Origin of the sequence: Sphingopyxis sp. H053 (assembly GCF_001468225.1) — a bacterium.
Lineage (GTDB): Bacteria > Pseudomonadota > Alphaproteobacteria > Sphingomonadales > Sphingomonadaceae > Sphingopyxis.
This window is the reverse complement of record NZ_LNRU01000001.1, coordinates 62,873-89,139: the sequence shown is the minus strand read 5'-3', so window position 1 is coordinate 89,139 and position 26,267 is coordinate 62,873. Positions and strand designations below refer to the sequence as shown.

Genomic DNA, 26,267 nt, shown 5'->3' with positions numbered 1-26,267 from the left:
CTGGCCAAAGCCTTTTGAAAGGGCCGCGTTTCCGAAAGGGGGCGCGGCCCTTTTCTTATGGTCCGCCCTTTCCTATGGCTCGGCGATGGCCGATGATCCTTTCCAGCGCCGCTTTGCCGCCGATGCGAGCCTGCTGCCGCATATGGCGGACCTCGCAAACGACCGGGTGCTGATCGCACTGCTGACCGAAGCCGATTATCGCGCCGCAAGCTTCCTCGACCAGCGACTGCTCACCGATCGCATCGGGCGCGAGTGGATGGCGTGGGACACCCTGCCCGATCTGGGCGCCGCGGCCCCTGCGCCGCACTTCATCTTCCATATCGGCCATGTCGGATCGACGCTCGTGTCGCGACTGCATGCCGAGGTTGGCGAGGTACTGCCCTTGCGCGAGCCGATGCTGCTCCGCACGCTGGCACAGGTCGCCGAGCGGATTGACCGGCCCGAGTCGGTCTGGTCGCCCGAGCTTTATCGCGGGCGCCTTGCACAAGCTGTCGGATGGCTGGGCCGCGACTTCGCCCCCGGCCAGCGCGCGATGGTGAAGGCGTCGAGCGTGATCACGGCGATCGCCGACGAGCTGACGGGTGCCGATAGCCGCGCGCTGTTCCTCTACGTCCCGCTCGCGCGCTACATCGAGACGATCCTGGCCGGCGAGGCGTCGATGGCCGAGACGCTGGCGCAAGCTCCGGCACGCATGGCGCGACTTGCCGCGCTGCTGCCCGATTTCCCGTTCGCATTGTGGCAGCTGCCACCGGTGACGCGCGTCGCGATGAGCTGGCTTTGCGAGATGGCGACGGCGCAGCAGACGTTGCCGCGCGCCGATCCGCGGCATCTGTGGGCCGATTTCGAAGGCGTGCTGGCCGATCCCGCCGCCGCGCTCGCCGCGCAGTGCGGGCATTTCGGATTGTCGGTCGATGCGGCGCGGATCGACGCCGCGCTCGCCGGACCTGTGATGCGCCAATACTCTAAGGCGCCCGAGCATGGCTATAGCCCCGGTCTGCGCCGCGAATTGCAGGCGCAGGCGGCCGTCGGACACGCGCCCGCCATCGCCGAAGCGATCGCGTGGGTTGAAGCGCTCGCCGCACGCTATACAAGCCTCGGCGACCTGCCGATCCGCGGCAACCAGGAAAGCGCATAATGTTCAAGCTCGTCCAGCTGCTCGACGATGGCGCGGTCCGCGCGCTGCGCGAAATTGCCGCCAGCGGCAAGTTTGTCGACGGAAAGATCAGCAACCCGCATTCGAAGGTGAAGAACAACCTGCAACTTCACGACGCCGGCGCTTATGAACGCTCGTCGAAGATATTGCTCGATGCGATGGTGCAGAACCCCGATTTCATGGAATTCTCCTTTCCGGCACGGATCGCACCGCCGTTGATGACGCGGTACACGCCGGGCATGCATTACGGGCTGCACCCCGATGCCGCCTATATTCCCCTGCCCGACGGCCAGCTGCGCACCGACGTGAGCTGCACCATCTTCCTGAACGATCCTGCCGATTATGAGGGCGGCGCGCTGCACGTGCAGTTGGGGGGTGCCGACCTGCGCTTCAAGGAAGCTCCAGGGGTCGCAATCATCTATCCCTCGCACACGCTGCACGAGGTCGAACCGGTGACGCGCGGCGAGCGGCTCGTCGCAATCACCTTCATCCAGAGCCTGATCCCCGACGTCGCGCACCGGAATTTGATGTACGAACTGAACGAAATTGCCGCGATCGAGGGCGGCAAGATGGAACCCGCGAACTTCACGCGGCTGCAGGCGGTCCAGTATCAGCTCTTGCGGATGTGGCGGCGCTAAGGCCGTCCGCCCATCAATAGCCCATCAGGCTCAGCACTTCCTTGCGGCTGCTTTGGTCCTCGAGGAAACAGCCGAGCAGGCGGCTCGTCACCATGCCGACGCCCGGGGTGCGCACGCCGCGCCCGGTCATGCAGCCATGCTGTGCATCGATGACCACCGCGACGCCTTGCGGCTGGAGATTGTCCCAGATGCACTTCGCGACCTCGGCGGTCAGCCGCTCCTGCACCTGCAGCCGCCGCGAAAAGCCGTTGAGCACGCGGGCCAGCTTCGAAATGCCGACGACCCGGTCGCGCGGCAGGTAAGCGATCGAGGCCTTTCCGGTGATCGGCGCCATATGATGCTCGCAATGCGACTGGAACGGAATGTCGCGCAGCAGCACGATCTCGTCATAGCCGCCGACTTCCTCGAAGGTGCGCGACAGGTAAAGCGCCGGATCGTCGGCATAGCCCGAACAATATTCCTTCCACGCGCGCGCGACGCGGCGCGGTGTGTCGAGCAGCCCCTCGCGCGCCGGATCGTCGCCCGTCCACTCGATCAGCGTCCGCACGGCGTCCGCAACATGGTCGGGAACGACCACCTTGCCGTCCGGTCCCAACTCTTGTCCGTTGTCGCTCATCGCCCCGCTTTCACTGTTGCCTTCATGTCGCACATTTCGGGGCGAATGCGACGATAAGCAAGGGCCAGAGAAGAAGAAATTGTCCTCTCCCATCAACTTTACGTTGCGGAATCTTGGCTTTTTCACTTTTCGGAGAGGCGCGGTTTCGCGTCCTTTTTTGAGCCAAACAAGTCACTTGACGCTTTCGTCAACTCGGCGCACCTTTGCTCCATACAGAACTCGCTCAAGCGGGTCGTATTCCGGAGAGGCCGGCGTTTTCCCCGACGCCGGTGGGAGAGGACGATGACCAGCACAGCTGGCAAGTGGGATTCACGAGGGCACATGGCCGCTTTAGCCGGGTGCCCTTTGCCATGTCTGGTCGTTTCCCCTCCCCTTACCACAATTTGACGTTGGGCGGCCCCGCATCGCGCGGGATCGAAAAAGGGAGGCTATAGATGAAGTTCAAGGCACTGATCGGAACCTCGATCCTTGCGATGACGGTGGCGACGCCGGCATATGCGCAGGACGCGGCGGATGAAGTGGAACGCGATGCTTTCGGCGGCGAAATCGTCGTCACGGCGCAGCGCCAGTCGGAACGTCTGCAGGACGTGCCGATCGCGGTCAGCGCCTTTTCGACCGAGGCGCTCGAAGCGCAGCAGATCAAGACACCGTCCGATCTTCAGCTGACCTTGCCCAACGTCACTTTCACCAAGACCAACTTCACGGGCGCCAGCTTCACGATCCGCGGGATCGGCGACCTTTGCGTCGGCACGACCTGCGACAGCGCAACCGCGATCCATCTGAACGGCGACCCGCTGTTTTCGACCCGCCTGTTCGAAACCGAATTCTTCGACCTCGAACGCGTCGAAGTGCTGCGCGGGCCGCAGGGAACGCTGTTCGGCCGCAACGCGACGTCGGGCGTGGTCAACGTGATCACCGCCAAGCCAAAGCTCGGCGCCTTCGAAGCCGCCGCCGAAGCCGAATATGGAAATTATAATTCCATGAAGGGCAAGGCGATGGTGAACATCCCGCTCGGCGACACGATGGGCATCCGCGTTGCAGGCATTTACCTCAACCGCGACGGCTATACGAAGAACAGCTTCCTCGACACCCGCATCGACGACCGCGATCTTTATTCGGTCCGCGGCTCGTTCCGCTGGGAACCCTCGCCCGACACGACGATCGACCTGCTCGCATCCTATTTCCGCGAAAAAGACAAGCGCACGCGCATCCAGAAACAGCTTTGCCAGCGCGATCCGACCGGCATCCTCGGCTGTTTGAACAGCCGTCTCGACAATTCGCCCTTCAACGGCAACGCGACCTTCACCGCCGCGCTGACGTCGCGCGAATTCCTCGCGATCCGCGGCATCCCGCAGGCTTTTGCCCTCGGCAGTCTCTATGGGCCCGACGTCTATGCCAACACGACGATCCCGTCGGATCCGCGCGAGGTGAATACCGCCTATACGCCGAGCTATTTCACCAGCGAACTGACGCTGCAGGGCCAAATCGAGCATAATTTCGGCCCCGTGTCGCTGCAGGTTTCGGGCCAGTATCAGAAGGTCAAGCTCGACGCGTCGCAGGATTATAACAGCAATATCGGCAACCGCGCGCTCTATGCGACCGGCCTCGCCACTTTGCAGGCGGCCGCGAATGGCGCGCTGGGGGCCGGCCTCGCGCCCTATTTCCGTCCCGTCGCCGCGGCGATCATCCCCAACGGCCCCACCGGCCAGCTTTGCACGTCGCTGGCGGAAGAAAGCGGCTACGGCAGCTTTGGCGGCAACAAGATCTGTAGCGACCAGTCGCTGCAATTCGACCGGTCAAACCAGTATAACAGCAGCTGGTCGGTCGAAAGCATCCTGTCGAGCGACCTCGACGGGCCGTTCAACTTCCTGGTCGGCGGCATTTATGCCGATTACCACCTGACCGAGAACAGCTATTATGTGAACGCCTTCCCGATCGATTATCTGACGGGCGTGCTGGGCGCCTTCACCGCGGCGACCAACCCGCCGGCCGCCGGTGGCCCCCTGCCGCCGTCGTTCCTCGCGACACCCTTCTTCCGCAACAACACCGACGATCTGAACATCAAGTCATGGGGTCTGTTTGGCGAAGCCTATTTCGAATTCAGCGATCGGCTGAAACTTACGGCGGGCCTGCGCTATAACAACGACAAGAAGAGTGTGTCGGCGCGGTCGACGCTGGCAAGCTTCCTTGCACCGCACGCCGGAACGACCGATACCGTCTTCGGTTCGCCGTTCGTCGGATCGTTCGACGCAGATCCGGGCACGCCGGGCAACCAGATCATCCAGGAACGCAGCGTCAAGTTCAACAAGCTGACGGGCCGCGCGGTGCTCGATTTCAAGGTCACCGAAGACAATCTGCTCTACGCTTCCTATTCGCGCGGTTATAAATCGGGCGGCATCAACCCGCCGCTCCAGCCGATTTTCGCCGTGCCCGAATCGTTCAAGCCCGAACAGGTAGACGCCTTTGAAATCGGGTCGAAGAATAGCTTCGACAACGGGGCGCTCCAGCTGAACCTGACGGCCTTCTACTATAAGTATAAGGATTTGCAGCTCAGCAAGATCGTTGCCCGTACCGCGGTGAACGACAATGTCAGCGCCGATATCTATGGTTTCGAAGCCGAAGCCATTGTCCGGCCCGACCCCGACGTGGTGGTCAACCTCGGCTTCAGCTACCTGCACAGCAAGGTGTCTGAAGACAAGCTCACCAGCAACCCCCGTGACTTTGGCGGCGGCCGCAGCGATGCGGTTATCATCAAAGACATCACCAACGCCGCGAACTGCGCGGTGGGATCGAGAACTGGCAATGTGGCCGGGGTCAACGCCTTCGTGAATGGCGTCCAGACCCTGATCAACGCGGGCATCGTCCCCGGTGTTCAGGGCGGCGCGGGGCTGCGGCCGACGACGGCCTTCCCGTCCGATGGCGGCATCGCCTCGACGGGCGCCTTCAGCATCTGTTCGGTCATGGAGGCCGCAGCCGCGGGCGCCTTCGCCAACCTGCCCGCTCCCGTTGCCGGCCTCTCGGTCAATCCCGCGACGCTGGGCGGGGTCGACTATTTCTCCGCGGGTATTCCGGTCAACATCAAGGGCAACCAGTTGCCGCAGGCGCCGAATTACAAGTTCAGCGCGGGCATCCAATACACGGCGCGTATGGGCGACATGTCGCTCGTTCCGCGCGTCGACCTCGCCTATACCGGTGAAAGCTATGGCAGCATCTTCAACGGCAATGTGAACAAGATCAAAGGCTATGCCCAGGTCAACGCCCAGGTGCAGCTGAACGGCGCCGACGACAAATGGTATGTGCGGGGGTTCATCCAGAACGTCTTCGACGCCAACAGCGTCACCGGCCTGTACATCACCGACCAGTCGTCGGGTAACTACACCAATATCTTCACGCTCGAACCGCGCCGCTATGGCATCGCCGCCGGTGTGAAATTCTAAAGCGCAGGCGGCAACGCCACCAAAAAACCCCGGCCTCTCGATCGAGAGGCCGGGATTTCTTTTTGCCTTTCCTGCGGCAGCCGGGGGAGCAACGCTACCCCGGCGCTCCCGATCAGAATTTGTAGCGAATGGTCCCGCCATAGGTGCGCGGCTGGCTCGGGTAACCCGAGACGCTGCCCGCCTGCGCCACCGCCGGGAAGATCGTCGTCAGATACTGCGCGTTGGTGAGGTTGCGGCCCCACACGCCGACGTCGATGCCGTTGGTCAGGCGGATCGTGAACGACGCGTTGAGCGAGTTCACTTCGCGCTTCAGGTTCTGCGCGACACTCGCCGGGAAACCGCCGAGGCCTTCGACGATCTGGACCGGGCTTTCATACGCATAGTCGACGTGCGCGATCGCCTTGGTCCCGCCCGCGAATTCATGCGTGTAGGTGCCGCCGAGCGACAGCGACAGTTCCGGGATGCCCGCGGGCGTGCTGCCCGAGATGTCGCCGAACGCCGAGTTGATGAAGCTGTCATATTTGGCATCGAGATAGGTCGCCGCGAGCGTCAGGTTGAGCCCGGCGACCGGACGCACCGAGCCGTCGAACTCGATACCGAACGTCGACTGCTTGCCGGCGTTGGCGAGCGCAAAGCCGGTGCCGGTGAAGACGTTCGACTGGAAGCCCTTGATCGACTGCTTGAACACCGCGACGTTCACCGCCGCGACGTCCCACTGGCCTTTCAGGCCGAACTCATAGACGGTCGATTCTTCGGGATCGGCAAAGCGCGACCCTGCCACCAGGTTCGGGGTACGCAAACCCGCGGCGGTGATCGCCGCGAGGTCCGATGCAAGCGGGCGGCTATCGCGCGACAGATTGACCGAGCTCGCCTTGAAGCCCGTCGCATAGGTCGCATAGATATTGACCGTGTCGGTGAGCTCATAGGCGGCGCGAACGCTGTACGAGAAATCGCCGTCGTTGGTCTTGCCGCTTTCGACCGCATTCGGAAGGTTGAGGAAGGGCGGCAGGAACTGGAACGCCTTGAGGCCGGCCAGCGGGTTCGCGCTGCGCCCATCGGGCAGCGTCAGCGTCGGATTGGCCGCCAGGAAGGCGGCAGTCGGCGCGGGAACACCCTGACCGATCAGCAGCGCCTGACGGAACGGCGTGTAGGCAGCCGCGTCAAGATTGACGCCCGAGAACACATCACTGCTGACGACATTGGTCGAGAAACGCTTGCGGTCCTTCGTATAGTTGCCGCCGAGGGTCAGCGTCAGGCGATCGGTGACCTCGAAATCGACAGTGCCGAAGATCGAGAAGGCCTCGTTCTTCATCTGATAATCTTCGTCGAGCCCATTACCCGCGCGGAAGAAGGTGCCGAGATATTTCGTCGGAGCGCCTTCGAGCGCGCCAAGCGTGCCTTCGAGCAGGCCGACGTTGAGCGCATTGCCGCTCGCCGCCCGGATCAGCGCGTCGCCATAGGGGCGGAAGTGCTGGCCGAACTTGATCGCGCTCTGCTGGTCGACCTTTTCGTTGAAATAATAACCGCCGATCAGGAAGTTGAGCGGGCCGTCGAAGTCCGACGTCAGGCGAATTTCCTGCGTGAACGTGTCGATGCCGACATTGTCGCTCTTCTCGCCGATCAGGTCGGCCGCGGTGAAGTCCGAATCCTGGTTCGTGTCGGCCTGCACCTTGCGGTACGCGGTGATCGAGGTCAGCGCGAGGTTGCCGAGATCATAGTCGATCTGCGCCGAGCCGCCGTAATTCTTGATCTTATTCGACGACAGGAAGTTGTTGTAGACGTCATACGAGAAGGGGTCGTTCGCATCGACGCTGGGGCCGCCCGCGAGCGCGTTGGTGATCGCGACGGTCGGGCCGGCGATGACGTTACCCGCGATGCAGCAATTTTCGTCGATCTTGTCATAGTCGCCGATCAGGCGGATCGACAGCGCGTCGGTCGGTTCGAACAAGAGCTGGCCGCGCACGCCCCAGCGATTGCGGTCGTTGACGTCGGTGTCGAGCTTCAAATCCTGCGCATAACCATCGCGGCGGTTGTAGCTGCCGCCGATCGAGAAGGCGATGGTGTCGCTGATCGGGCCGGTGACGTCGCCCTTGACGGTGATCGCGTCGTAGTTGCCATAGGTGACTTCGGCCGAGCCGCCGAATTCGAACTGCGGCTTTTGCGTGACGATGCTGATGACGCCCGCCGATGCGTTCTTGCCGAACAAAGTCGATTGCGGGCCGCGCAGCACTTCGATGCGCTCGACGTTGGGAAGGTCGCCGATCTGGGCGGCCGAACGCGAGCGATAGACGCCGTCGATGAACACGCCGACCGACGGTTCGATACCGGCGTTGTTCGCGCCGTTGCCGAAACCGCGGATGATGAAGTTGGTGTTCGCGCTCGACTGGAGCTGCGACACGCGCAGGCTGGGGACCGACGACTGCAGGTCGATAAGGTCGCGGATCTGCGCTTCTTCAAGCTGCGCTGCCGAGGTCACCGAGACCGCGACCGGCGTGTCCTGCAGCGTCTGCGAACGTTTGCTGGCGGTAACGATGATGTCGTTGCCATAATCGGTGTCGTCGACCGTCGTTCCGGCGTCGGCCGGCGCGGCATCCTGGGCGAAGGCATAGACGGGGGTGGTGGCGGCACACAGCACGGTGGCGCCCAACAGAATGTTGCGCAAAGTCATATTCAGTCTCTCTCCAAACCCACCGAAGCGCAGCCAAAGGCTTATCGGGAGATGCCCGGTGGTAAGCTCCCGGTCTAACGCCCACCCCGGCGGCGTCAACGCGCGCACGCGCGAAACGGCCGATTTTCCGCCAATTCGTGACTAAAAAGCAACAGTTTACGTTACGGCGAACGTTCGAATTGGTTACAGTTATGTGTCAAATGCGAAACGTGTATTAGGCAATCTGCCAAATAGCTCCGCCCCGGAAGACGAAGGACAAGCGATGCGGGCACAGACCCGGCCGAGCCCGAACACGCTGACCAAAACGCTGCTGCTGGCATTCGGCCTGGCCTTCGAGCTTCCCGGCATCGCCGCTCGGATCGCTATGCTGGGACTGTCGCCGCCCCTCCTGCTCTACGCCGGCCTCTATGGCGGCCTGATCGCTTGCCTGTGGGGCGCGGCCTTCATCCGCGGCCCGCTGCTGCGGTGGGGCTGGGCTGCAGTGTTTGCTCTCGCCGCCATCTTGGTCGGCAGCTTTCAGGATGCCACGGCCGATGCGATGAGCTACGACGCCTTCGTCACCATGGTCCATTCGGCCGGCTTCGCCGACGACGCCGTCGCGCAATATGGCGCATCGATCGCGTGGGCGGCGGCCGGCGCATTCTTCCTCTTTGTCGGCGTCGGGCTGAAACCGGGTGCCCGGCGCCCCCTGCCCAGCATCGCTGCTGCGCTCGCACCGCTGGCGGGGCTCGCGATGCTAACCATCCTGCTGTTCGTGCGCGGGGGCGAAGGCGGCCGCGGGCTACCGAACGCCTGGGTCGGAACCGCCTATTCGGCGCTTGCTGCATTCGAAGCCGCGACGCAGCCGTCGATGGCGCGCCAACCGGTGACCATCGCGCATGGTCCAAAACCCGACCAGGGCGACATCATCCTGATCATCGACGAAAGCATTGCCGGCCGATACCTCGACATCAACGATGCCGCGGGCGTTCGATCCGGGCTGGCATCGCCGCCCCCCGGCATCGTCGTCAGCAATTTCGGGCTCGCCGCCTCGATCGCCAATTGCAGTTTCGGAAGCAATCTGACGCTTCGCTACGGCGGGACACGCGGCGCCTATCACCGCATCAATGCCACGATGCCGTCAATCTTCGCCTATGCGAAACAAGCCGGCTTCGCGACGATCTACATCGACGCGCAGCGGACCGGCGGCGCCTATCAGAACGGCATGGACGATGCCGAGCGGCGTCAGATCGATCATATCGTCCAGTTTGACGATATACCCGTCGTCGACCGCGACATGGCCGCGGCCGATGCGCTGATCGCGGCGCTCAGCAACGAGCGGCGCGAATTCATCCTCGTCAACAAGATGGGTGCGCATTTCCCCGTCGCCGACAAATATCCCGACAGCGCCCATCTCTTCAGCCCCGCGCTGCCGCGCGACGAATCGGAGGTCGTGACCGAAACCCGGCTTCCCGAAAATCTGTACAACGGCGCCGAAAGCTGGCGCCGCTATCGCAACGCCTATCGCAACACGGTGACGTGGACGGTGGGCGGCTTCTTCGACCGGTTGTTCGCGCGCGCCCGGCTCGACGGGGCGCTGATCATCTATACGTCCGATCACGGGCAGAATCTGCACGAGCGCGGCGATTCGGGAACGACGACGCATTGCAGCCCGTCGCCCGCCAGCGAGGAGGGCGCAGTGCCCCTCGCAATCATCGGCGCGCCCGGCCGCTGGGACGCGGCCGCGAAGCGCCATTTCGACGCATCGAGCCACTATCGCATCTTTCCGACGCTGCTGAATGCGATGGGCTATGATCGGGCGGCGGTGCGCCGCCAATATGGCGAAGCGCTCGACTCCTCCGCCCCCGATCCGGCCACGTTCAACAGCCTCTTCAACGCGCGGCTGGGGCGCAAGCCGATATGGGTCAAGGTCGAGCGCGCATCGGTCGCCCGACCGCCGGTTGGCGACTATGCCGCGCGCAAGAACGGCGCTGCACCGCGATGACAGGCGCGTGCAATGCTTTGCCAACGAATAGTTGCTAAGGCTCGCCGTCATGTCAGGCCCCTCCATCCCCCCCGAAACGGCACTTGGCCCGGATATCGCGACCGAACCCGATTTCGGTCAGCGGATCCGCCGCGCCGTGATCTGGCGCTCGGGGTCGCAGATTGCGGGGCAGATCGTCGCCTGGGCCTCCACCTTCCTCGTCATCCGTATCCTGACGCCCGAAGATTATGGCCTGTTTGCGCTCACCCAAGTGATGTTGATGCTGTTCAACCTGCTCAACGGCTATGGCCTCGCCAGCGCTATAATCCAGCGCGACGAGGTAGCCAAACAGGAGCTGCGGCAGATTTTCGGCCTGCTCCTGCTGCTCAACGGCGCGCTCGCGGTGGCCCAGATTGCCTGCGCGCCCCTGGCGGCCGCCTATTATCGCCAGCCGATGGTCGCCGATCTGCTGCGGGTGCAGGCGCTGATCTATCTCACCATTCCCTTCTCCGCGCTCGCCTACGCGCAGCTCGCACGCTCGCTGGAGTTTCAGCGTCAGGCGCAGGTCAACCTCGTCTCCGCGCTGATCGGCGCGGGCGTCGCGCTCGGCGGCGCGCTGGCCGGCTGGGGCGTGTGGGCGCTGGTCTGGGCGCCGATCGCCATGTTCGCGACGCGGGCCTTGGGCCTGACGATCGCGGCGCGCAGCTGGATGTGGCCCAGCTTCGACTTCCGCGGCGCGGGTTCGATCGCGCGCTATGGCGGGCTGATCGCGGTCGCGCAGTTTTTCGGCTTCGTCCAGAGCCAGGCGGACATATTGGTCGCCGGCCGCTGGTTCGAGGCGCATCTGGTCGGCATCTATACGACCGCGCTGCTGCTGACGCAGATCTTCAACAACAAGGTCGTGCCGCCGCTCAACGAAGTCGCCTTTGCCGCCTATTCGCGAATGCAGAACGACCGGCCCGCGCTGGCCGCCGGCTTCACGCGCTCGACGCGCGCGATCATGGTCGCAGCCATGCCGTTCTTCTTCGGTCTCGCCGCCGTGGCCGAACCGCTCGTGCTCACGCTGCTCGGTGAAAAATGGCGCGAGATCGTGCCGCTGCTCCTGCCGCTGGCGCTCGCCATGCCCTTCTGGACCTTGTTCACCCTGCTTCGCCCCGCAACCGACGCGCTCGGCCGCCCGGGTATCGCGTCGGGCAATGCCGCGGCAGGCGCGCTGCTGATGCCGGTCGTATTTCTGGTCGGCGCGCAGTGGGGAATCATCGGCATCGCATGGGCCTGGCTGATCGCCTATCCGTTGCTGCTCGCCTTTGCCGCCGTCCGGAGCTTGCCCGTTGTCGGCGTCCGGGCGAGCGAGCTGTTGCGCGCGGTCGCACCGCCGGTTCTTGCCGCCACCGCCATGGCTGCGGTGGTGATGCTGGTCGATCGCATGCTGCCCGCGCTGCCGCAGCCCATGCGACTGGCGGTGCTCGTCGCAACCGGGGGACCGATCTATTGCCTGTGGCTGGCGTTGTTCGCGCGCGAGACGGTGCGGGACCTGATCGAACTGGTACGCGGACGGCGCATGCCGGCCGATCCAGCCGTCGCCGTCTAGGCGCGACCCAGCGCCGCGATCGCTGTGCGCGTCGCGTCGATATAGGCATTGCCGCTAAAGCGATAGCTGCCGATGAAATGGACGAACCGTGCGTCGGCCGGCACGCCTTCGTCCCAGAAGTTGAGATAATGATCGTAAGGCAGCAGCAACGGATCGGGTTCGTTGGCGATAACGATGTTCGACGTCACCTGTTCGCTGCCCCATCGCGCCCAGCGCTCGGCTCCGAGCAATCGTTCGGCCTCGCGTGAAAACGCCTCGGCAAGCGCGCGGCCATCGCCGCCACGCGCGAAACCGGCAAAGCCCGCACATCCCCGCACATAGTGCGGGTTCGTGACCATGGGCAGCGAAACGCGGTCGAGACCACATTCGATCGCACCCTGCACGTGGGCCGCAGGATTGTAGAGAAACGCGTCGTCATCGGACTTTGCCGCCATCTCAGCGAAGGACAACAGCTCGGAATCGGGATCGCCGCGCAATGTGAAGCTGCGATTTTGCACGATCGCCGCGGCGATCTCGGGCACGTCGCCCAGCGTGACCGTGTCCGAATCGAGCTGGATCACATAATCGCCTGCCCGCATGTCCAGAAGCGCGAGGAGGCGTTCCCATACCTGCCCGCGCGGACAAGGCGCGGTATCGATATCCGCGATCGCCACAATGTGCGGATTTCCAAGGTGCGCCGCCAATATCTGCCGGTCGGTGTCGGTGAGCGTACCGTCGTCGAGGATGACGATGCGCCCTTTGCCAAGCTGCGCGTGGAGCGATTTGACCGCGACGAGATACGGTAGCAGCACGCGCGTGCCGATCATGGAAAACAGGACCAGTCCGTCATCGGCCGGTACGATCGGGGGCGTATCCAGTACCGCCCGTGCCGCGGCGCGGTGCGCGCGCTCCTTCCACAACCGGTTGAGCTTGTTCACAATCCTGTTCATCGCTGGGCAGTAACACGCACGACAACCCATTGGTAGAGGCCAAAATCCACGCATTTGCGTCCGTTCAGGACGCTTCGCGCTGCCGGATATCGGGCTCGCAACCAACAGCTTTGCGGCTTCCATGCCGGCGAGATTGCCTTCGGTTTCGATTTGCCGATAATCTAGAACTCGATGATTATCCTTACCTTGTTGAGTTCGACACCCAGTTTTTGAGCGATCTGTATCCGGCTGCGGGCGATCACGTCACCGTACGCAACGGGCAGCGGCTCTTCCATCAGGTCAAATTGCGACACACCGAGCAAGTCCGCGAGAGCCCCCAAGCGCGCATTTTTTGGCCGCGTGCGCCCCTTTTCCCAGCCCGAAATCGCCGGTTTACTGACGCCGAGACACGACGCGACATCTGCTTGGCTGAGGCCCTTCACGGTTCTCAGATACCGTAGACGTGCCCCAAAGCTGCCGGAAGGTAGCGAGCTACCACCATTTCCAGCCCTCCGTGGTCCTGTCAGGTTTTGCAACAATATTTACCTCGGCGACACCGCAGCTCTTGATATAGCCCCGGCCTTTTCCAGCATGGTCCTTTTGCGTTTTCGTCAGACCATATGGGATACAGCTATCCTCATCTTCCTGGAATGCACCCTCAATTGTCGAAATTTTACATATTTTTACAGATACATAACCCGACAGGCCTTTCACGCCAACGCCCAACATTTGGAGCGGGTGCCGATAAGTATTTGATAGTCGCGGTCGATTCCCTGCTCGAAAGAAGCGCACTCATCGGGATCAACGCGGCCGTCAAACCGACGTTCGGGTATGCCTCGAGCGAGACGGTCCGCGCTTGTTTGCCACGCGATAGCTGGAGCGCCTATAACGGCCCCAGTTCTACATCCGGATTTTCCGGGATGTTCTGAAAAGCGAATGGTGCCCGGGGACGGGGTCGAACCGCCGACACTGCGATTTTCAATCGCATGCTCTACCAACTGAGCTACCCGGGCACGGCCGCTGCGACCGGTCGGTCGCGCTGGCGAGCGGCGGCTATAGGCAGGGCTTTGCATCCTGTCCAGAGGCTTTGTGACGCTCTATTTCGGGGTCAGCCTTCGTCGAAACGATCGTCCTCGGCCGTGCCGTCGGGCGCCTGATCGACGGGTACGCGATAGCCTTCGCCGAACCAGGTCAACAGGTCGCGATCGCGGCAGCCGCGGCTGCAAAAGGGCTTATATTCGGGCTCGCGCGGCTTGCCGCACAGCGGACAGGATTGCGATTTGGCGGATATCTTATTGGGCATGGCCCATTCCTTTGATCTGGGCGTCGGCGATCAGTTCGACTGGCCGGCCTGTACATCTTTGCAGCATTTCGATCCAGAGCGGGTGGCGGCCGACATGATCGATCACGGCAGGACGCGAAGTCAGTTTCAAAACCCCTGCCCCGACCGCGCGTTCCGCCTGCCGCAGCAGCAGGGCGCCGTCGGTGGCGACGGGATCGAGCCGAATCTGTTCGATCAGCGAGGGCCGCACGCGGCGGCGGATGATCTGCATCAGGCCGAACCCGTTGACCGCGGTGCGCTCGAAGGGCTGCGGCAAAAGCGTATCGATCGACGCATCGATCGCAAGCCGGTCGGCCCGGCTTGCCAACGACGGAAAATCGATTCCGATCGATCCCGTGATGTCGCAGCAGCGAATCACCCTGACCGCGGCCGCCGCGCCCGCCTTGGCCAGCGCCAGCGGGTCACCATCGCCGTCGATGTCGATCAGCACCATCGCCGGCGTCGCGTCGACCCACAGCGCGCCGTCGCCGAACGGCCAATGGCCGGCTCGCACATGGCCGACGATCTCCGACCAGCCGGCTTCTTCCAGCCGGTCGGGTCCGGGCGCCCCGAGCTCGACAACCTTCACCCCGGTCGCCGCGATCCGCGCGCGCAGGTCGAGCCCGGGGCCCACCGCCGCGTCGGGATCGGCGATCTTCGCTCGTCCGAGCTTGTCGCGGCCGCGCTCCATCAGCGCCGCGCGGGTGATTTCCAGCTTCAATTGCGAACCGATCGGGATGCCGGGCGGCAATCTGGCAAGCGAGACAAGCTGTTCGCCGGGCCCGTCGAGCATGGCCAGCGGCTTTTTCCCCGCCTCGACCAGCCGGGCCTGTTGCACGGTGCCGACGGGCGGTCCTTCATGGTCGCGCTCGATCCGGGCTTCGACGATCGCGCCATCCTCGACCAGCGCCGCGCGCGCTTCGCCGATTCCGGCTTCGTAAAGCCACTCAGCCAAGCGCGATTCCCGCGCTGCTCAACAGCGCGCGCGTTTCGAACAACGGCAGGCCGACAACGTTCGAATGACTGCCCGACAGGAAGCGGACGAAGGTTTCGGCGCGGCCCTGGATCGCGTAGCCGCCCGCCTTGCCCATGCCCTCGCCCGATTCGACATAGCGGTCGATTTCGGCGGCGCTCAGCGCCTTGAATGCGACGACCGTATCGACGACGCGCACGCGCGCCTTTCCGTCGGTTCCGACGACGCAAATCCCCGAATAGACATGGTGCCGCCGCCCCGACAGCAGCCCGAGCATCCGGCGCAGATCGGCCTCGTCGGCCGGCTTTTCGAGAATGCGGCGGCCCACCGCGACGGCGGTATCGCCCGAAAGCACGACCTCGTCCGGCGCACGCTCGACCGCGAGCGCCTTGCCCTTGGCGAGCCGCGCGACATAGTCACGTGGCAGCTCGGCCTTCAGCGGTGTCTCGTCGATTTCAGGCGCGGCGATGCGCGCCGGCACAAGGCCGATCCGCGCCAGCAGTTCGCGCCGGCGCGGCGATGTCGAAGCAAGCACCAGCACGGGAAAGTTCGCCGCGCTGCTCACTTGAAGCGATAGGTGATCCGACCCTTGGTCAGGTCATAGGGGGTGAGTTCGACGAGCACTTCGTCGCCCACCAGAACGCGGATTCGGTTCTTGCGCATCTTGCCGGCGGTGTGACCCAGAATCTCGTGGTCATTTTCCAGTTTGACGCGAAACATCGCGTTGGGCAGCAGTTCGACCACTTGGCCGCGCATTTCCAGAAGTTCTTCTTTCGCCATCAGTCCTCTATGGGCTCGAAATCAAGGATGCGGGCCCATAACGCCAATTTATGCCAATTGAAAGCAATCTGTCACACCCTCCAATTTCGTCGCCCCGGACTTGATCCGGCATCCATCTTTTCCATCAAGGACGGGCGAACCCCGGATCAAGTCCGGGGCGAAGACATAGACGGGTTATGACACGAGCTTGAGCCTGCGCGCGATGCGCCAGCCAATTGTTTTCATCCAGGCATAGCTCGGCCAGCGCGGCGGCATCGCAGGGTCGAGACCCAAGCGGCGCAAGGTCGCATTGGCGGCGTGCGCCTCGGACTCGCGATAGCTCCATTCGCTGCGCCAGGTGATCGACAGCGAGATCGACGGCGCATCGCCGTTGGCCACGAAATGCGGCGCCATCACCGGCATCAGCACCGCGTCGCCGGGACCAAGCGGCACCTGCTGCGCATCGCCATGATATTCGTCCTGCCACGGCAGGTTGCGGTGGCCGCCAGTATGATAGCGCTCATGCTCGCGGCGGTGGGCAAACCGTTCGTCGCCCGACGGCCAGACGTTCATCACCTTCGTGCCCCTGAGCTGGAGCAGGATGTTATGCTCGGGATCGAAGTGAAACGGTGTGATCGATCCCGGCGACGAGATGAAGATGAAACCCTGCGGCGTCAGCATCGCGCCGGTCCGCGGTTCGACAACGGGCTTCAACTCGCCGAGCAGATCCATCAGCAGCGCGCGATAGGCTTCGACATTCTCGATATTCTTGAGCACCGCCCAGCTGCCGTTTCTCTCGATCGTCCGGATCGTCTCGCCGATCGACAGGCCGTTCGACGGGACATCTTCGGGCAGGACGCCGATCGGCACATTGCCCGGATTATATTCGACCTCGCTCGCGGGCAGGCTTTCGCCGAGCTGCGCGAGCGCTTCGAGCGAGAGTAGCGGATGGTCGGGCAGATGATGGTGGAGCAGTCCCGCGTGCAGCGGATAGAGCGCCGCCATCCGCTCAAGCGTTTCGGCGGGGAATACCGGACGAGTGATCGGCTGATGCGCGGTCATGATGGGCTTTCTACTTCATTTTCGGGCGCCGCGGCACCCTTCCAGCGCCGCCAGAGCCGCTCGGTCTTCATCAGCATGGCGAAGCGGAGCCGGTCGGATGCCGCCGACAAGGAAACATTGACCCAAACCAGCGCCCGGCGTTCGCGCCAGACGCTGTCGATCATCGGATGGCCCGGCGCCGCGCAGCTGTCGACCCAATCGATTTGCGGGTGGTCGAGCAGATCGAGATTAGCCTGTTGCAGCAGCACGCCAGGCGAGAAACGGCTATAATCCTCGTCGAACGCAGTCTTGAATGAAAAGCCGCCGGGCGGGCAAAGGAAATTCACGAGCATGGCGAGCGGACTGTCGTCGAGGTCGAGCGCGCGCATGTCGAGTCTGCCGGCATCGCCTGCCGCAATGAGGATCGCGCGGAACCAGGCCTGCGTGTCGCTTTGGCTCGCGAGCGCGGATTTGGCGCGCCCCTTCCAGCCGCGCGCCTCGAGGTCTAGGAAGGCATCGACCCACGGATCGATCGCCTCACCCAGCTGCCAGCGGCGAAATTGCACCGCGCCCTGCTCGGCCAGCCGGTTCGCCTGCCGCCGCAGCTCCTTGCGCTTCTTTGCGCGCACCGCGGCGTCCCAATAATCCTCGGGCGACAGATCGCTTTCGAGCAGCGCGCGTTCCTCGCGGTGTACCACCTCGGCCTCGCCGCCGCGCATCCGCGCGACATCGACCAGCGCGCGGTGCAGCGGACCGTCCTCCGTCAACCGCGGCACATGCACCAGCGTCCGTGCCCATGGCGCCGCGTCGCACCAGCCGAGCAGGATCGACCAGAACAAATTTTCGAAACCCGCGCGCACGAGCGGGCTGCCGAGGAAATGATTGGGATGCGCCCAGCCCGTGACATGGCGCAGCGGCACGCGGCCGTAATGCGCCGCGGGGGCGAGCGGCATGATGCCGATCACCGGCCCGTCGCTGCCGCCCTGCACGAGCACCAGCCGCGCGTGGCGGTCGGGATCGAGCAGGTGCAGCGCCGATTGCAGGCACCAGCGCTCGGCAAAGGGATTGGGCTCGCTCGCCTCGCCGGCCAGCCGATCCCACTGCGCGGCAAGGTCGGGTGACAGCGCCAGCGGATCGACAACACGTACGGTGAGCGGCGCGGCTTCGGTGGCGCTCGTCGGAAAGGCAGGATGGACCGTCATCGGCAGCGAGCCTAGCAGCCAAGCGTTAAAGATGGGTGGCAAATCAACTAAGCCCCTCCCTTCTAGGGAGGGGTTAGGGGTGGGTCGCCGCAGGCGTTCTTTCCAGTTCGCATACCCACTCCCGACCCCTCCCTAGAAGGGAGGGGAGATCAGATCCCGAAAAGCTTCGCCAGCGATTTTTCCAGCATGAAAAATTGCCAGATCAGCCGCCCGTGATCACGCCGGCCCGACTGATGCGCGGCGACGATGCGTTCGATTTCGGCCATATCGAACCAGCCCGAACGCGCGAGCGTCGACGACGTCGCCAGACCCTTCGCCTGTTCGACGAGCGGGCCGCGGAACCAGTGCGATACCGGCGTCACGAACCCCATCTTCGGGCGGTACAGGATATCGTGCGGCAAATAGCGTTCCATCGCCTGCTTCATGATCGCCTTGCCCGTGCCGCGCTTGACGCGCATCGACGCGGGCAAGCTCGCCGCGAATTCGATCAGGCGATAGTCGAGCAAAGGCTCGCGCGCTTCGAGACTGACCGCCATGCTCATCCGGTCGGTCTTGGTCAGAATGTCGCCGGGCAGCCAGATTTGCAGATCGGCATATTGCGCGCGATCGAGGGGCTCGCGTGCCGGCGCCTCGGCCATCGCCTTCCAGTATCGCGTCTCGGCGACATGATCGCCGAGCGCATGATGCGCGGCGTCGTTGAACAGGCGCGAACGCTGCGCCTGCCCCGTCACGCCAACGGCTTCGGCGTAGCCCTCCGCCCCGCTCTTCGACAGGCTGGCGAGCGTCGCGCGCGCGCGCAGCGGGCGCGGTGCCCAATCCATTTGCGGCCAGACATGCGACAATGGGCCGAGCACCCCGCGGCGCATAAAGCCCGGGATCAGCCCGCGCAGCTTCTCCTCCTGATGCTGGAACACAAGACGGCGGTATCCCGCGAATGCCTCGTCGGCACCATCGCCCGAGAGTGCCACCGTCACCTCTTCGCGGGCGAGTTCGCACACACGATAGGTCGGCAGGGCGCTCGCATCGGCAAAGGGTTCGTCGAAATGATCGGCAATCTTGTCGACGAGCGTAAAATCCCCCGACGACACGGTGCGCGTCCGATGGTCGGTCGCGAAGCGTTCGGCAATCTGCTGTGCGTAGGCGGTTTCGTCGAGGGCCGCCTGATCGAAGCCGATCGTGCAGGTCTTGACCGCCTTCGCGCTCGCCTCGGCCATCAGCGCGACGACCGCGCTGCTGTCGACCCCGCCCGACAGGAAGGCGCCGAGCGGCACGTCGGCGACCATGCGGTCGGTCACCGCGGCGCGCATCAAGTGGACGAGATGCTCGGCCGCCTCGCCTTCGCTCGCGCGGATACGCTTCGAGAAATCGGGCGCCCACCAGCGCGTCGGTGCGGGCACCGGCTTGCCGCGTTCGAGCATCAGATAATGGCCGGCGGGCAGTTTCTCGACGCCCGCGACGATGCAATTGTCGTCGGGGACATAACCGAAAGCGAGGAAATCCTCGATCGCGGTCAGATTGGCTTCCTGCCGGAGCAGCGGATTGCGGAGCAGCCCTTTCAGCTCGGACGCGAACGCGACCGATCCGTCGGACAGGCGCACATAATGGAGCGGCTTCACCCCCAACCGGTCGCGCGCGAGGAACAGGCACCCGCGCTGATGATCGTGGATCGCAAAGGCGAACATGCCATTAAGCCGCGACAGGCAATCGGGGCCCCATTGGCGCCACGCCGCGATGATGACCTCGGTATCGCCGCTGGTGCGGAAGCGGTGGCCACGATCCTCGAGCTCGGCGCGCAACTCGCGGAAATTATAGATTTCGCCATTATAGGAGAGCGTCACGATCTCGTCGTCGCTCGCCATCGGCTGCGGGCTGCCCGCGATATCGATGATCGAGAGGCGGAGATGACCCAGCCCGACCCCGGGTGCCGTCCACTCGCCCGATCCGTCGGGGCCGCGATGCTGCATCGGCTGGAGCATCGCGCGCAGGCGCGCCGGGTCGACCGGTTTCGCCGTTTCCAGATGATAGATGCCGGCGATCCCACACATATAGGAACCGCTCTTAACGCGTTTTCAGCGCGCGGTCAGCCATTGCGTTGACTCCGCCCGACGCGGAAAGGAAATCCTCTATCGCATTGCGGCCGCCGCGCCGCTCCTCGCTCGATATGATCAGTGACAATGCGCGCGGGTCGCCGCCGAGCAGCCGTGCCTTGAGACCCGCAAATTTTGCCGTGCGCGCGCTGCCGGTCACCTTGCCATCGACGACATACCAGGTCGCCGCATCGCGCAGTACCGGACCGGGGTGCAGCAGCCGCTCGGTCTTCGCACCCTCGACCGCGGGCAGCGAGGCACTCCACTTCCATCTGCTGTCGGGGTCGATCGCGCCTTGCCCGAAGGCGACGACCTCGCGCCCCTCCGCCTGGTGCTCATATCCGCCGATCGCGACGGTCACCGCCTGCCCCCTGTCGTTGGCGAACTGGCGCAGCAGCCGTTGATCGGCGCCATCGAAGCGCGGCTGCCATTCCATGGTTTCGACGCGCGCCTCACCCCAGCCCGGCGGGGCTTCGATCGTCATCGTATTGGGCAAGGGTGAGCTGCGCCCGCCCACCAGCGTCCCCCAACCGGCAAAGAGCAACGGAATCGCGAGCGCCACTGGCAACACCGCTTTCGCCGGCCCGGAAAAACGCGACACGCCGCCCAGCCCGCGCACATCGACCGCGACATCGTTCGCCGGCCGGTCGAACCAGCGCCGCGCGACGAGCATGACGAGGAGGATCACGGCGGCGAAGAAGAACCAGCCGTAGAAGATATGATCGATCCCGCCCGCTGCCTCGATCCCCCAGATTTCCGCCGCGACCATCGTGCCATAGGCGCGCAACGCATTGGCGAGGATCGTCGTCGCGAGCGCGGCGAGGACAAAGACGATCCGCCGCGTCCAACTGCGGAAGCAGAGATGCGCCGCGAACACTGCAAAAGCGAGCATCGCGATCAGGAAATTGACCCCCGAGCACGCCTCGGCAACCTCGAAGAAGCCCGCGGGCGTGGTGATGAACACCCCCTCCATCTCGGCCCGAATGCCCGACAGGTGGAGCAGGACCACGCTGATATGCGCGGTCAGCGTCTGGAGCAGCGGCACCAGTTCTTCACCGAACGGCACGAGCAGCAACGCATAGCCGAGCGGGAAGAGCAAAGCGCGCACGAGCTTTTCGCCGAGCGTCGCCGCGACCGCGCCCTGCAACATGAGAATGAGAGCCAGCTGACGGAACAGGCCGACGCCTGCGGCCTCGCCGACCAGCCACACCAGTCCCGCTCCGGCCATCCATATCAGCCCGGGCCACCAAAAGACCGGCGTCAGCGGCCGCAGCAGCGCCGCGCGCTGCGACACCAGCCAGCCGATCATCGGCACGATCAGCAGGCAATGGGTAAAGGTCGAGCTATTCCACCAGATACCCGCCACGTCGGCCGCCTCACGCCAGAAGATCGCGAAGATCGCGGCCGACAAGAAAGCGAGCGCAGCAAGATGGCGTTGCCAGCGTGTCATGCAGGTAGTCCCAGCAATTCGCCGAGCGGCGCAAGGCGGGCCTCCCAGCCATAGCGCGCGATCATTCGCATGCGCGCCGCCTGCCCCATCTTCGCGGCCGCCGCGTGGTCGTCGAAGAGGGCGCACACGGCTCCGGCAATACCCGTGGCATTATCGGCAACGAGCAGATGCTCGCCCGGAACCGCGTCGATTCCCGTGGCAGCAGCGGCGCTTGCCACCACCGGTCGCGCCATCGCCATCGCCTCGAGCAGTTTATTCTGGACACCGCGTGCGAGCAACAGCGGCGCGACCACGGCATCGGCGGCGGCGAGCCACGGCCGCACGTCGGGAACCTCGCCGGTGACCTTCACGCCAGGCATTTTTTCAAGCGAGCGCACCTCGTCGTTCGGCGCGCGGCCGACGATCGCGAAGCGTGCTTGCGGGTGACGCTGACGGATCAGCGGCAGGATGTCATTTGCGAACCAGCGCACCGCATCGATATTGGGGCGGTAATCCATCTGACCGGTGAAGACGGCAAGCGGCCCTTCGCCTGCCTCGACCGCATCGAGCTGGACCGACGGGTCGAACCGGTCGGTGTCGATGCCATTCTCGACTGCGCGAACCTTGTCGGTGCCGAGTTCGCTTTGCTTGCGAAACAACGCCGCCTCGGCCTCGCTCACGAACAGGCTGGCGCCGACGCGGCGCGCCACCGCCGCCTCATAGGCGCCCAAAACACGGGCCTCGCGCGCATGGACCCAGCTCAGCGGCTGGCACTTATCCTGCTCGGCGTAAGTGGCGAATTTTGCCGAATCGACGTCGACGAAATCCATCAGCACAGGGCCATCGAACCGGGCGGGCAGATATTGCGCCATCTGGCCGGAGAAGGCGACGATATGGCTGACATCACCCTGCCCGATTAGCGCGTCGACATGGCGCGCCAGCGCGGCGCTGCGAAACAGCCGGTTCGATACCGGTTCACCGCGCAGCACCGCCTGCGCGAGCGCAACCGGGCGCGACACGTTGCGCACTTCGATCGTCAAGCTTTTGCAAAGCGGAGCCATCTTTTCGCGAGCGATGGCGGCATCGGCTTCCGTGTCGGCGAGCGCGGCGACGTGCACCGGCGCGAGCTTCGCCAGTGCCTCGAGCATATGCCAGCTGCGGATCCGGTCGCCGCGGTCGGGGGGCCAGGGCGCGCGGTGAACGAGGAATAGGATTTCGGCCATTACCCCAATCCACGAGCGATCAGCGGGCCGATCCGGTTCGCCGCCCACAGCGGCAGTTTTTTCCACAGATCGACTTGCAGCCGATATTTGGCGCTGTTCGGGTTGGTGTCGCGCGCGATTTCGCCCGGCGCGAGCCAGCGGGCGTAGACGAGCGGTTGCGGCTCGAAACCCCAGTTCTTTTTGTAAGCGAAGGGGCCGGTGCCGAGCTTCGAGCGGCCGAAGTCGAAGCCGGTGCAGCCGCGTTCGCGGGCGTGGCGCATGAGGGCGAAGTACATGAGTTCGTTGGCGCGCAGCTTGCGGGCATCGGCGGTGCCGCCACCCCAATAGGGCATGACGGTGCCGCGCCAGTAGAGGCTGAGGACGCTGGCGACAACTTCACGATCGTTGCGCACATTGAGGATGTCGGCGTCGTCGCCGAAAGCTTCAATAACGCATGAAAACAATGATTTAGGAAAAACGGGCGTGCCGAGGTTGCGGACGCTGGTTGCGTAGATGCGATAATGGTCGCGGCGGTCCTGTTCGGAGCGGCCGGTGGTGACGGTGAGGCCGCTTTCGAGCGCCTTGCGGACCTCGGCGCGCTGTTTGCGCGGGATGGCGAGGAGTTCGGCGTCGTCGTCGGCAGCAAGGTCGCGCGCGAAGCCTGCGTAAATGCCTTCCTCGACCTGCCAGCCCGCGGGCAGCGGGCCGCCACGCAGTTCGACCGACGGAACGCCGAGTGAGCGGGCCATGTCGGCCGCGCCCTGTGCGAGCGTTGCCGCGACCGCCGGATCGTCGGCGAGGATGCCGCCATCGACCGCGAAGCCGCTGCCGACCAGCGCCTGACCGAAGAGAGGCGAGCGGATATGGTGAAGCGGCAGGAGGCCGGTGAGCGCGCCGCTCGCATCGCGCGCGGTGACGAGGTGGCAGCGGTGGCCGGTCGCCTTTGTAATCGCCTCGCACCATGCGCGGGTGTGGAAGGGCGTCGCTTGCGCGTGCGCTGCGACATAGGCGTCCCACGCCGCCGCATCGGAGAGCGGTGCGGCGGTGAAGCTTTGGTCGATCGACACAGGGGCGTTCACGCCGCGGCGCGCCACGGCTGCGCGCGCTGCTGCTGCGCGGGGAGCAAGGCGTCGGCGCGCGTCCATTCGAAATCGGCGAGCAATTTCCTGAGCTTGCCGGCCATCGCCGACAGGCCGCTGTAATGGCGGATCTTCGACCGGATCGGCGCATCGGCGACGCGCGGCTGGCCGGGGTCGATTTCCCATGGGTGGAAATAGAGGATCGCCGGATGCCCCTCTTCGTTCATTCGCGCGATCGCCCAGCGCGTGAAGCCATAGGGCAGCATCCGCATGAAGCCGCCGCCCCCCGCCGCGAGCGTCCGCCCGGCAAAGCGCGCGGTCGTGACCGGCCATTCGACGAGGTCGCTGTCGGGAAGCGGGCGCCACGCATGGCGTGGGCTTTGCGGCCAGCCATAATGATCGTGGACCACCGGCGCGACGCTCGACGAATAGGCATAGCCCTGTTCGGCGAGCACCGTATGCGCCCACGGCGTGCGCGTATCGACCGAAAAGCTCGGCGCGCGATAGCCGCGGATTGACACGCCGCCGAGGTCTTCGAGGATCGCCTGCGTCTGCTTGAGGTCGGCCGCGAATTCGTCGGCGGTCATATTAAAGACGCGCTTGTGATCGTAGCCGTGGCTGGCGAGTTCGTGCCCCGCCGCGACGATGCGCTTGATCAGCGCGGGATAGCGTTCGGCGACCCAGCCCAAGGTGAAAAAGGTGCCCTTGGCGCCCGCGTCGGCGAAAATCTGCAGCACCGCGTCGCAATTCGCCTCGACGCGGCATTCGAGCGTCGGCCAGTCGGCACGGTCGATCGTGCGCTCAAAGGCGCCGACCTGGAACCAGTCCTCGACATCGACCGACAGGCCGTTCTGCATTTTTCCTCACCTTCATCAGCGGGATAGCCGATTTTGGCCGGGTTGTCAGGCAGCCCATGTCCGCGAATTCTGCGGATTGGGGGCATTGTCCGGATCGCGCTCGACCCATTCGATCAAGAGGTCGAGCACGCGGCGGAGCGCGGCATCCTGTTCGACGAGGCGTTCCTCGAGCGATGCGATCTGCTTTTCCAGTGCCGCCAGATGTTCGGGGTCGATCGCGGGCGCCGCCGGAGCGGGCGCTTCGGCCGCGGGCTCGGGCGCGAGTTCCAGAACATCGGCCTCGGGCTCCGCCGGTTTGGGCGGGGTCAGCTGGACGACGCGCGCGGGTTCGGCGGGCGCTGCGAAGGGCGGAGGTCCATCGGCGGCGGGCTCGGCGGCGCGCTGCGGCCATTCGAGCGGCGCTTCGTTGGCGGGCGTCGGAACGGCGAAGGGCGCGGGGGTCGGTGCCACCGCAGCGGCGGCCGCCGCAACGACCTGGTCGACGGGCAGCGGCGCGAGCGTCGTCGCGTCAATGCCGCGGTCGGCCTCGATTTCGGCAACCACCGAGCGCACATTCTGCGCGGTGATGCGGTTCATCTGTTCGACCGCGCCGTAAAGCAGCAGGCGGCTGACGAGTACGTTGAGCTTGCGCGGCACGCCCTCGCTATAATCGAAGATTTCCTCGAACGCGTCGGGGCTGAAGCTGGGGTTGCCCGTCCAGCCGACCTTGCCGAGACGATGGAGGATATAGGGCTCGACCTCTTCGGGCTCCATCGGATCGAGGTGGTGCGTCGCGATCACGCGCTGGCGCAGCTGTTCGAGCGCCGGCGAATGGAACAAGGTCTGGCGGAATTCGGGCTGGCCGAGCAGGAAAATCTGCAGCAGCGAATGGCCGCCGAGCTGGAAGTTCGACAGCATGCGCAGCTCTTCGAGCGCCGAGATCGCGAGATTCTGCCCCTCGTCGACGATCAGCAGCGTGCGGCGGCCGGCGCGCGCCTGTTCGCGCAGATATTGCTCCATCGAGCGCAGCAGTTCGGCCTTGCTCTGCCCTTCCCATTCGATGCCGAATTGTTCGGCGACGAGGCGGAGAAGATCGTCGCCCTCGACCTGCGTCGACACCAGCTTGACCGCGGTGAGGCGGTTGGCGTCGATCGTGTTCATCAGATGGCCGACGAGCGTCGTCTTGCCCGCGCCGACGTCGCCGGTGATGACGATGAAGCCTTCGCCCTGCGCGAGGCCATAGCCGAGGTAGGACATCGCTTTGCGGTGGGTGCCGCTTTCAAAATAGAAATGCGGGTCTGGCGTCAGCTGGAACGGACGCCCGGTGAAACCATAGAACTGATCGTACATCGCAAAAATTCCCG

21 protein-coding genes and 1 tRNA gene are annotated in these 26,267 nt (G+C 64.5%); 5 read left to right on the top strand and 17 right to left on the bottom strand.

Annotation, left to right across the window (positions count from 1 at the left end):
* Positions 1–85: 85 nt before the first annotated feature.
* Both ATE70_RS00380 and ATE70_RS00375 read left to right on the top strand, forming a co-directional pair.
* Entirely contained in the window at positions 86–1,135 is a 1,050-nt protein-coding gene (locus tag ATE70_RS00380; RefSeq protein ID WP_058535998.1) for a hypothetical protein, read from the top strand.
* A complete protein-coding gene (locus ATE70_RS00375; RefSeq protein WP_058535997.1) occupies positions 1,135–1,791 on the top strand; it encodes a Fe2+-dependent dioxygenase in 657 nt (218 codons plus the stop codon). Before ATE70_RS00380 ends, ATE70_RS00375 begins: the two co-directional genes overlap by 1 nt.
* Before the next feature lie 13 nt (positions 1,792–1,804).
* Here the strand turns inward: ATE70_RS00375 and folE are convergent, their stop codons facing one another.
* Positions 1,805–2,407 (bottom strand): GTP cyclohydrolase I FolE, encoded by a 603-nt coding sequence (gene folE, locus ATE70_RS00370; RefSeq protein ID WP_058535996.1) that lies wholly within the window; start codon positions 2,405–2,407, stop codon positions 1,805–1,807.
* A gap of 434 nt (positions 2,408–2,841) precedes the next feature.
* Here folE and ATE70_RS00365 point away from each other — a divergent pair, with 434 nt between their 5' ends.
* Complete coding sequence (locus ATE70_RS00365) at positions 2,842–5,844, top strand: TonB-dependent receptor (RefSeq protein WP_156419566.1); 3,003 nt, start codon at positions 2,842–2,844, stop codon at positions 5,842–5,844.
* A gap of 112 nt (positions 5,845–5,956) precedes the next feature.
* Here ATE70_RS00365 and ATE70_RS00360 read toward each other — a convergent pair whose 3' ends face one another.
* Positions 5,957–8,512, bottom strand: coding sequence for a TonB-dependent receptor (locus tag ATE70_RS00360; RefSeq protein ID WP_058535995.1), 2,556 nt, complete (start codon positions 8,510–8,512; stop codon positions 5,957–5,959).
* A 262-nt stretch (positions 8,513–8,774) separates the two neighbouring features.
* Between ATE70_RS00360 and ATE70_RS00355 the strand changes: the two genes are divergently transcribed.
* Both ATE70_RS00355 and ATE70_RS00350 read left to right on the top strand, forming a co-directional pair.
* Positions 8,775–10,496: a sulfatase-like hydrolase/transferase gene (locus ATE70_RS00355; RefSeq protein ID WP_058535994.1), complete on the top strand. Its 1,722-nt coding sequence runs from the start codon at positions 8,775–8,777 to the stop codon at positions 10,494–10,496.
* Positions 10,497–10,545: 49 nt separating this feature from the next.
* Positions 10,546–12,066: a lipopolysaccharide biosynthesis protein gene (locus tag ATE70_RS00350; RefSeq protein ID WP_058535993.1), complete on the top strand. Its 1,521-nt coding sequence runs from the start codon at positions 10,546–10,548 to the stop codon at positions 12,064–12,066.
* On the opposite strand, the gene ATE70_RS00345 is transcribed toward ATE70_RS00350, so the two are convergent.
* The 15 genes from ATE70_RS00345 to ATE70_RS00280 all read right to left on the bottom strand — a co-directional run bounded on the left by ATE70_RS00345 (position 12,063) and on the right by ATE70_RS00280 (position 26,253).
* Positions 12,063–12,995: a hypothetical protein gene (locus ATE70_RS00345; RefSeq protein WP_058799808.1), complete on the bottom strand. Its 933-nt coding sequence runs from the start codon at positions 12,993–12,995 to the stop codon at positions 12,063–12,065. The genes ATE70_RS00350 and ATE70_RS00345 overlap by 4 nt on opposite strands.
* A 161-nt stretch (positions 12,996–13,156) precedes the next feature.
* Positions 13,157–13,510, bottom strand: a complete 354-nt coding sequence (locus ATE70_RS24025) for a helix-turn-helix domain-containing protein (RefSeq protein WP_269433248.1) — start codon at positions 13,508–13,510, stop codon at positions 13,157–13,159.
* Positions 13,511–13,911: 401 nt separating this feature from the next.
* A tRNA-Phe gene (locus ATE70_RS00340) sits at positions 13,912–13,987 on the bottom strand.
* A 95-nt stretch (positions 13,988–14,082) separates the two neighbouring features.
* Positions 14,083–14,277 (bottom strand): DNA gyrase inhibitor YacG, encoded by a 195-nt coding sequence (locus tag ATE70_RS00335; RefSeq protein WP_058535991.1) that lies wholly within the window; start codon positions 14,275–14,277, stop codon positions 14,083–14,085.
* Positions 14,267–15,250, bottom strand: a complete 984-nt coding sequence (locus tag ATE70_RS00330; protein ID WP_058535990.1) for a hypothetical protein — start codon at positions 15,248–15,250, stop codon at positions 14,267–14,269. The genes ATE70_RS00335 and ATE70_RS00330 overlap by 11 nt, the downstream gene beginning before the upstream one ends.
* Positions 15,243–15,833 carry a Maf family protein gene (locus ATE70_RS00325; RefSeq protein ID WP_082639332.1) on the bottom strand — a complete coding sequence of 197 codons (591 nt, stop codon included), beginning with the start codon at positions 15,831–15,833 and terminating at the stop codon, positions 15,243–15,245. Before ATE70_RS00325 ends, ATE70_RS00330 begins: the two co-directional genes overlap by 8 nt.
* Positions 15,830–16,048 carry a translation initiation factor IF-1 gene (infA, locus tag ATE70_RS00320; protein WP_010162480.1) on the bottom strand — a complete coding sequence of 73 codons (219 nt, stop codon included), beginning with the start codon at positions 16,046–16,048 and terminating at the stop codon, positions 15,830–15,832. Before infA ends, ATE70_RS00325 begins: the two co-directional genes overlap by 4 nt.
* A gap of 174 nt (positions 16,049–16,222) precedes the next feature.
* Positions 16,223–17,089, bottom strand: coding sequence for a cupin-like domain-containing protein (locus tag ATE70_RS00315; protein WP_058535989.1), 867 nt, complete (start codon positions 17,087–17,089; stop codon positions 16,223–16,225).
* The gene (locus ATE70_RS00310; RefSeq protein WP_058535988.1) at positions 17,086–18,270 is read right to left on the bottom strand and encodes a GNAT family N-acetyltransferase; all 1,185 of its coding nucleotides are present in this window, start codon (positions 18,268–18,270) and stop codon (positions 17,086–17,088) included. Before ATE70_RS00310 ends, ATE70_RS00315 begins: the two co-directional genes overlap by 4 nt.
* Before the next feature lie 149 nt (positions 18,271–18,419).
* Positions 18,420–20,315 carry an XrtA/PEP-CTERM system amidotransferase gene (locus ATE70_RS00305; RefSeq protein WP_058535987.1) on the bottom strand — a complete coding sequence of 632 codons (1,896 nt, stop codon included), beginning with the start codon at positions 20,313–20,315 and terminating at the stop codon, positions 18,420–18,422.
* Positions 20,316–20,328: 13 nt separating this feature from the next.
* Positions 20,329–21,807, bottom strand: coding sequence for an exosortase A (gene xrtA / locus ATE70_RS00300; protein WP_058535986.1), 1,479 nt, complete (start codon positions 21,805–21,807; stop codon positions 20,329–20,331).
* Positions 21,804–23,009 carry a TIGR03087 family PEP-CTERM/XrtA system glycosyltransferase gene (locus ATE70_RS00295; RefSeq protein ID WP_058535985.1) on the bottom strand — a complete coding sequence of 402 codons (1,206 nt, stop codon included), beginning with the start codon at positions 23,007–23,009 and terminating at the stop codon, positions 21,804–21,806. The genes xrtA and ATE70_RS00295 overlap by 4 nt, the downstream gene beginning before the upstream one ends.
* Positions 23,009–24,133: a FemAB family XrtA/PEP-CTERM system-associated protein gene (locus ATE70_RS00290; protein WP_082639338.1), complete on the bottom strand. Its 1,125-nt coding sequence runs from the start codon at positions 24,131–24,133 to the stop codon at positions 23,009–23,011. Before ATE70_RS00290 ends, ATE70_RS00295 begins: the two co-directional genes overlap by 1 nt.
* Positions 24,064–24,924 (bottom strand): XrtA system polysaccharide deacetylase, encoded by an 861-nt coding sequence (locus ATE70_RS00285; RefSeq protein ID WP_058535984.1) that lies wholly within the window; start codon positions 24,922–24,924, stop codon positions 24,064–24,066. The genes ATE70_RS00290 and ATE70_RS00285 overlap by 70 nt, the downstream gene beginning before the upstream one ends.
* A 45-nt stretch (positions 24,925–24,969) precedes the next feature.
* A complete protein-coding gene (locus ATE70_RS00280; protein ID WP_058535983.1) occupies positions 24,970–26,253 on the bottom strand; it encodes an XrtA/PEP-CTERM system-associated ATPase in 1,284 nt (427 codons plus the stop codon).
* Positions 26,254–26,267: the final 14 nt, after the last annotated feature.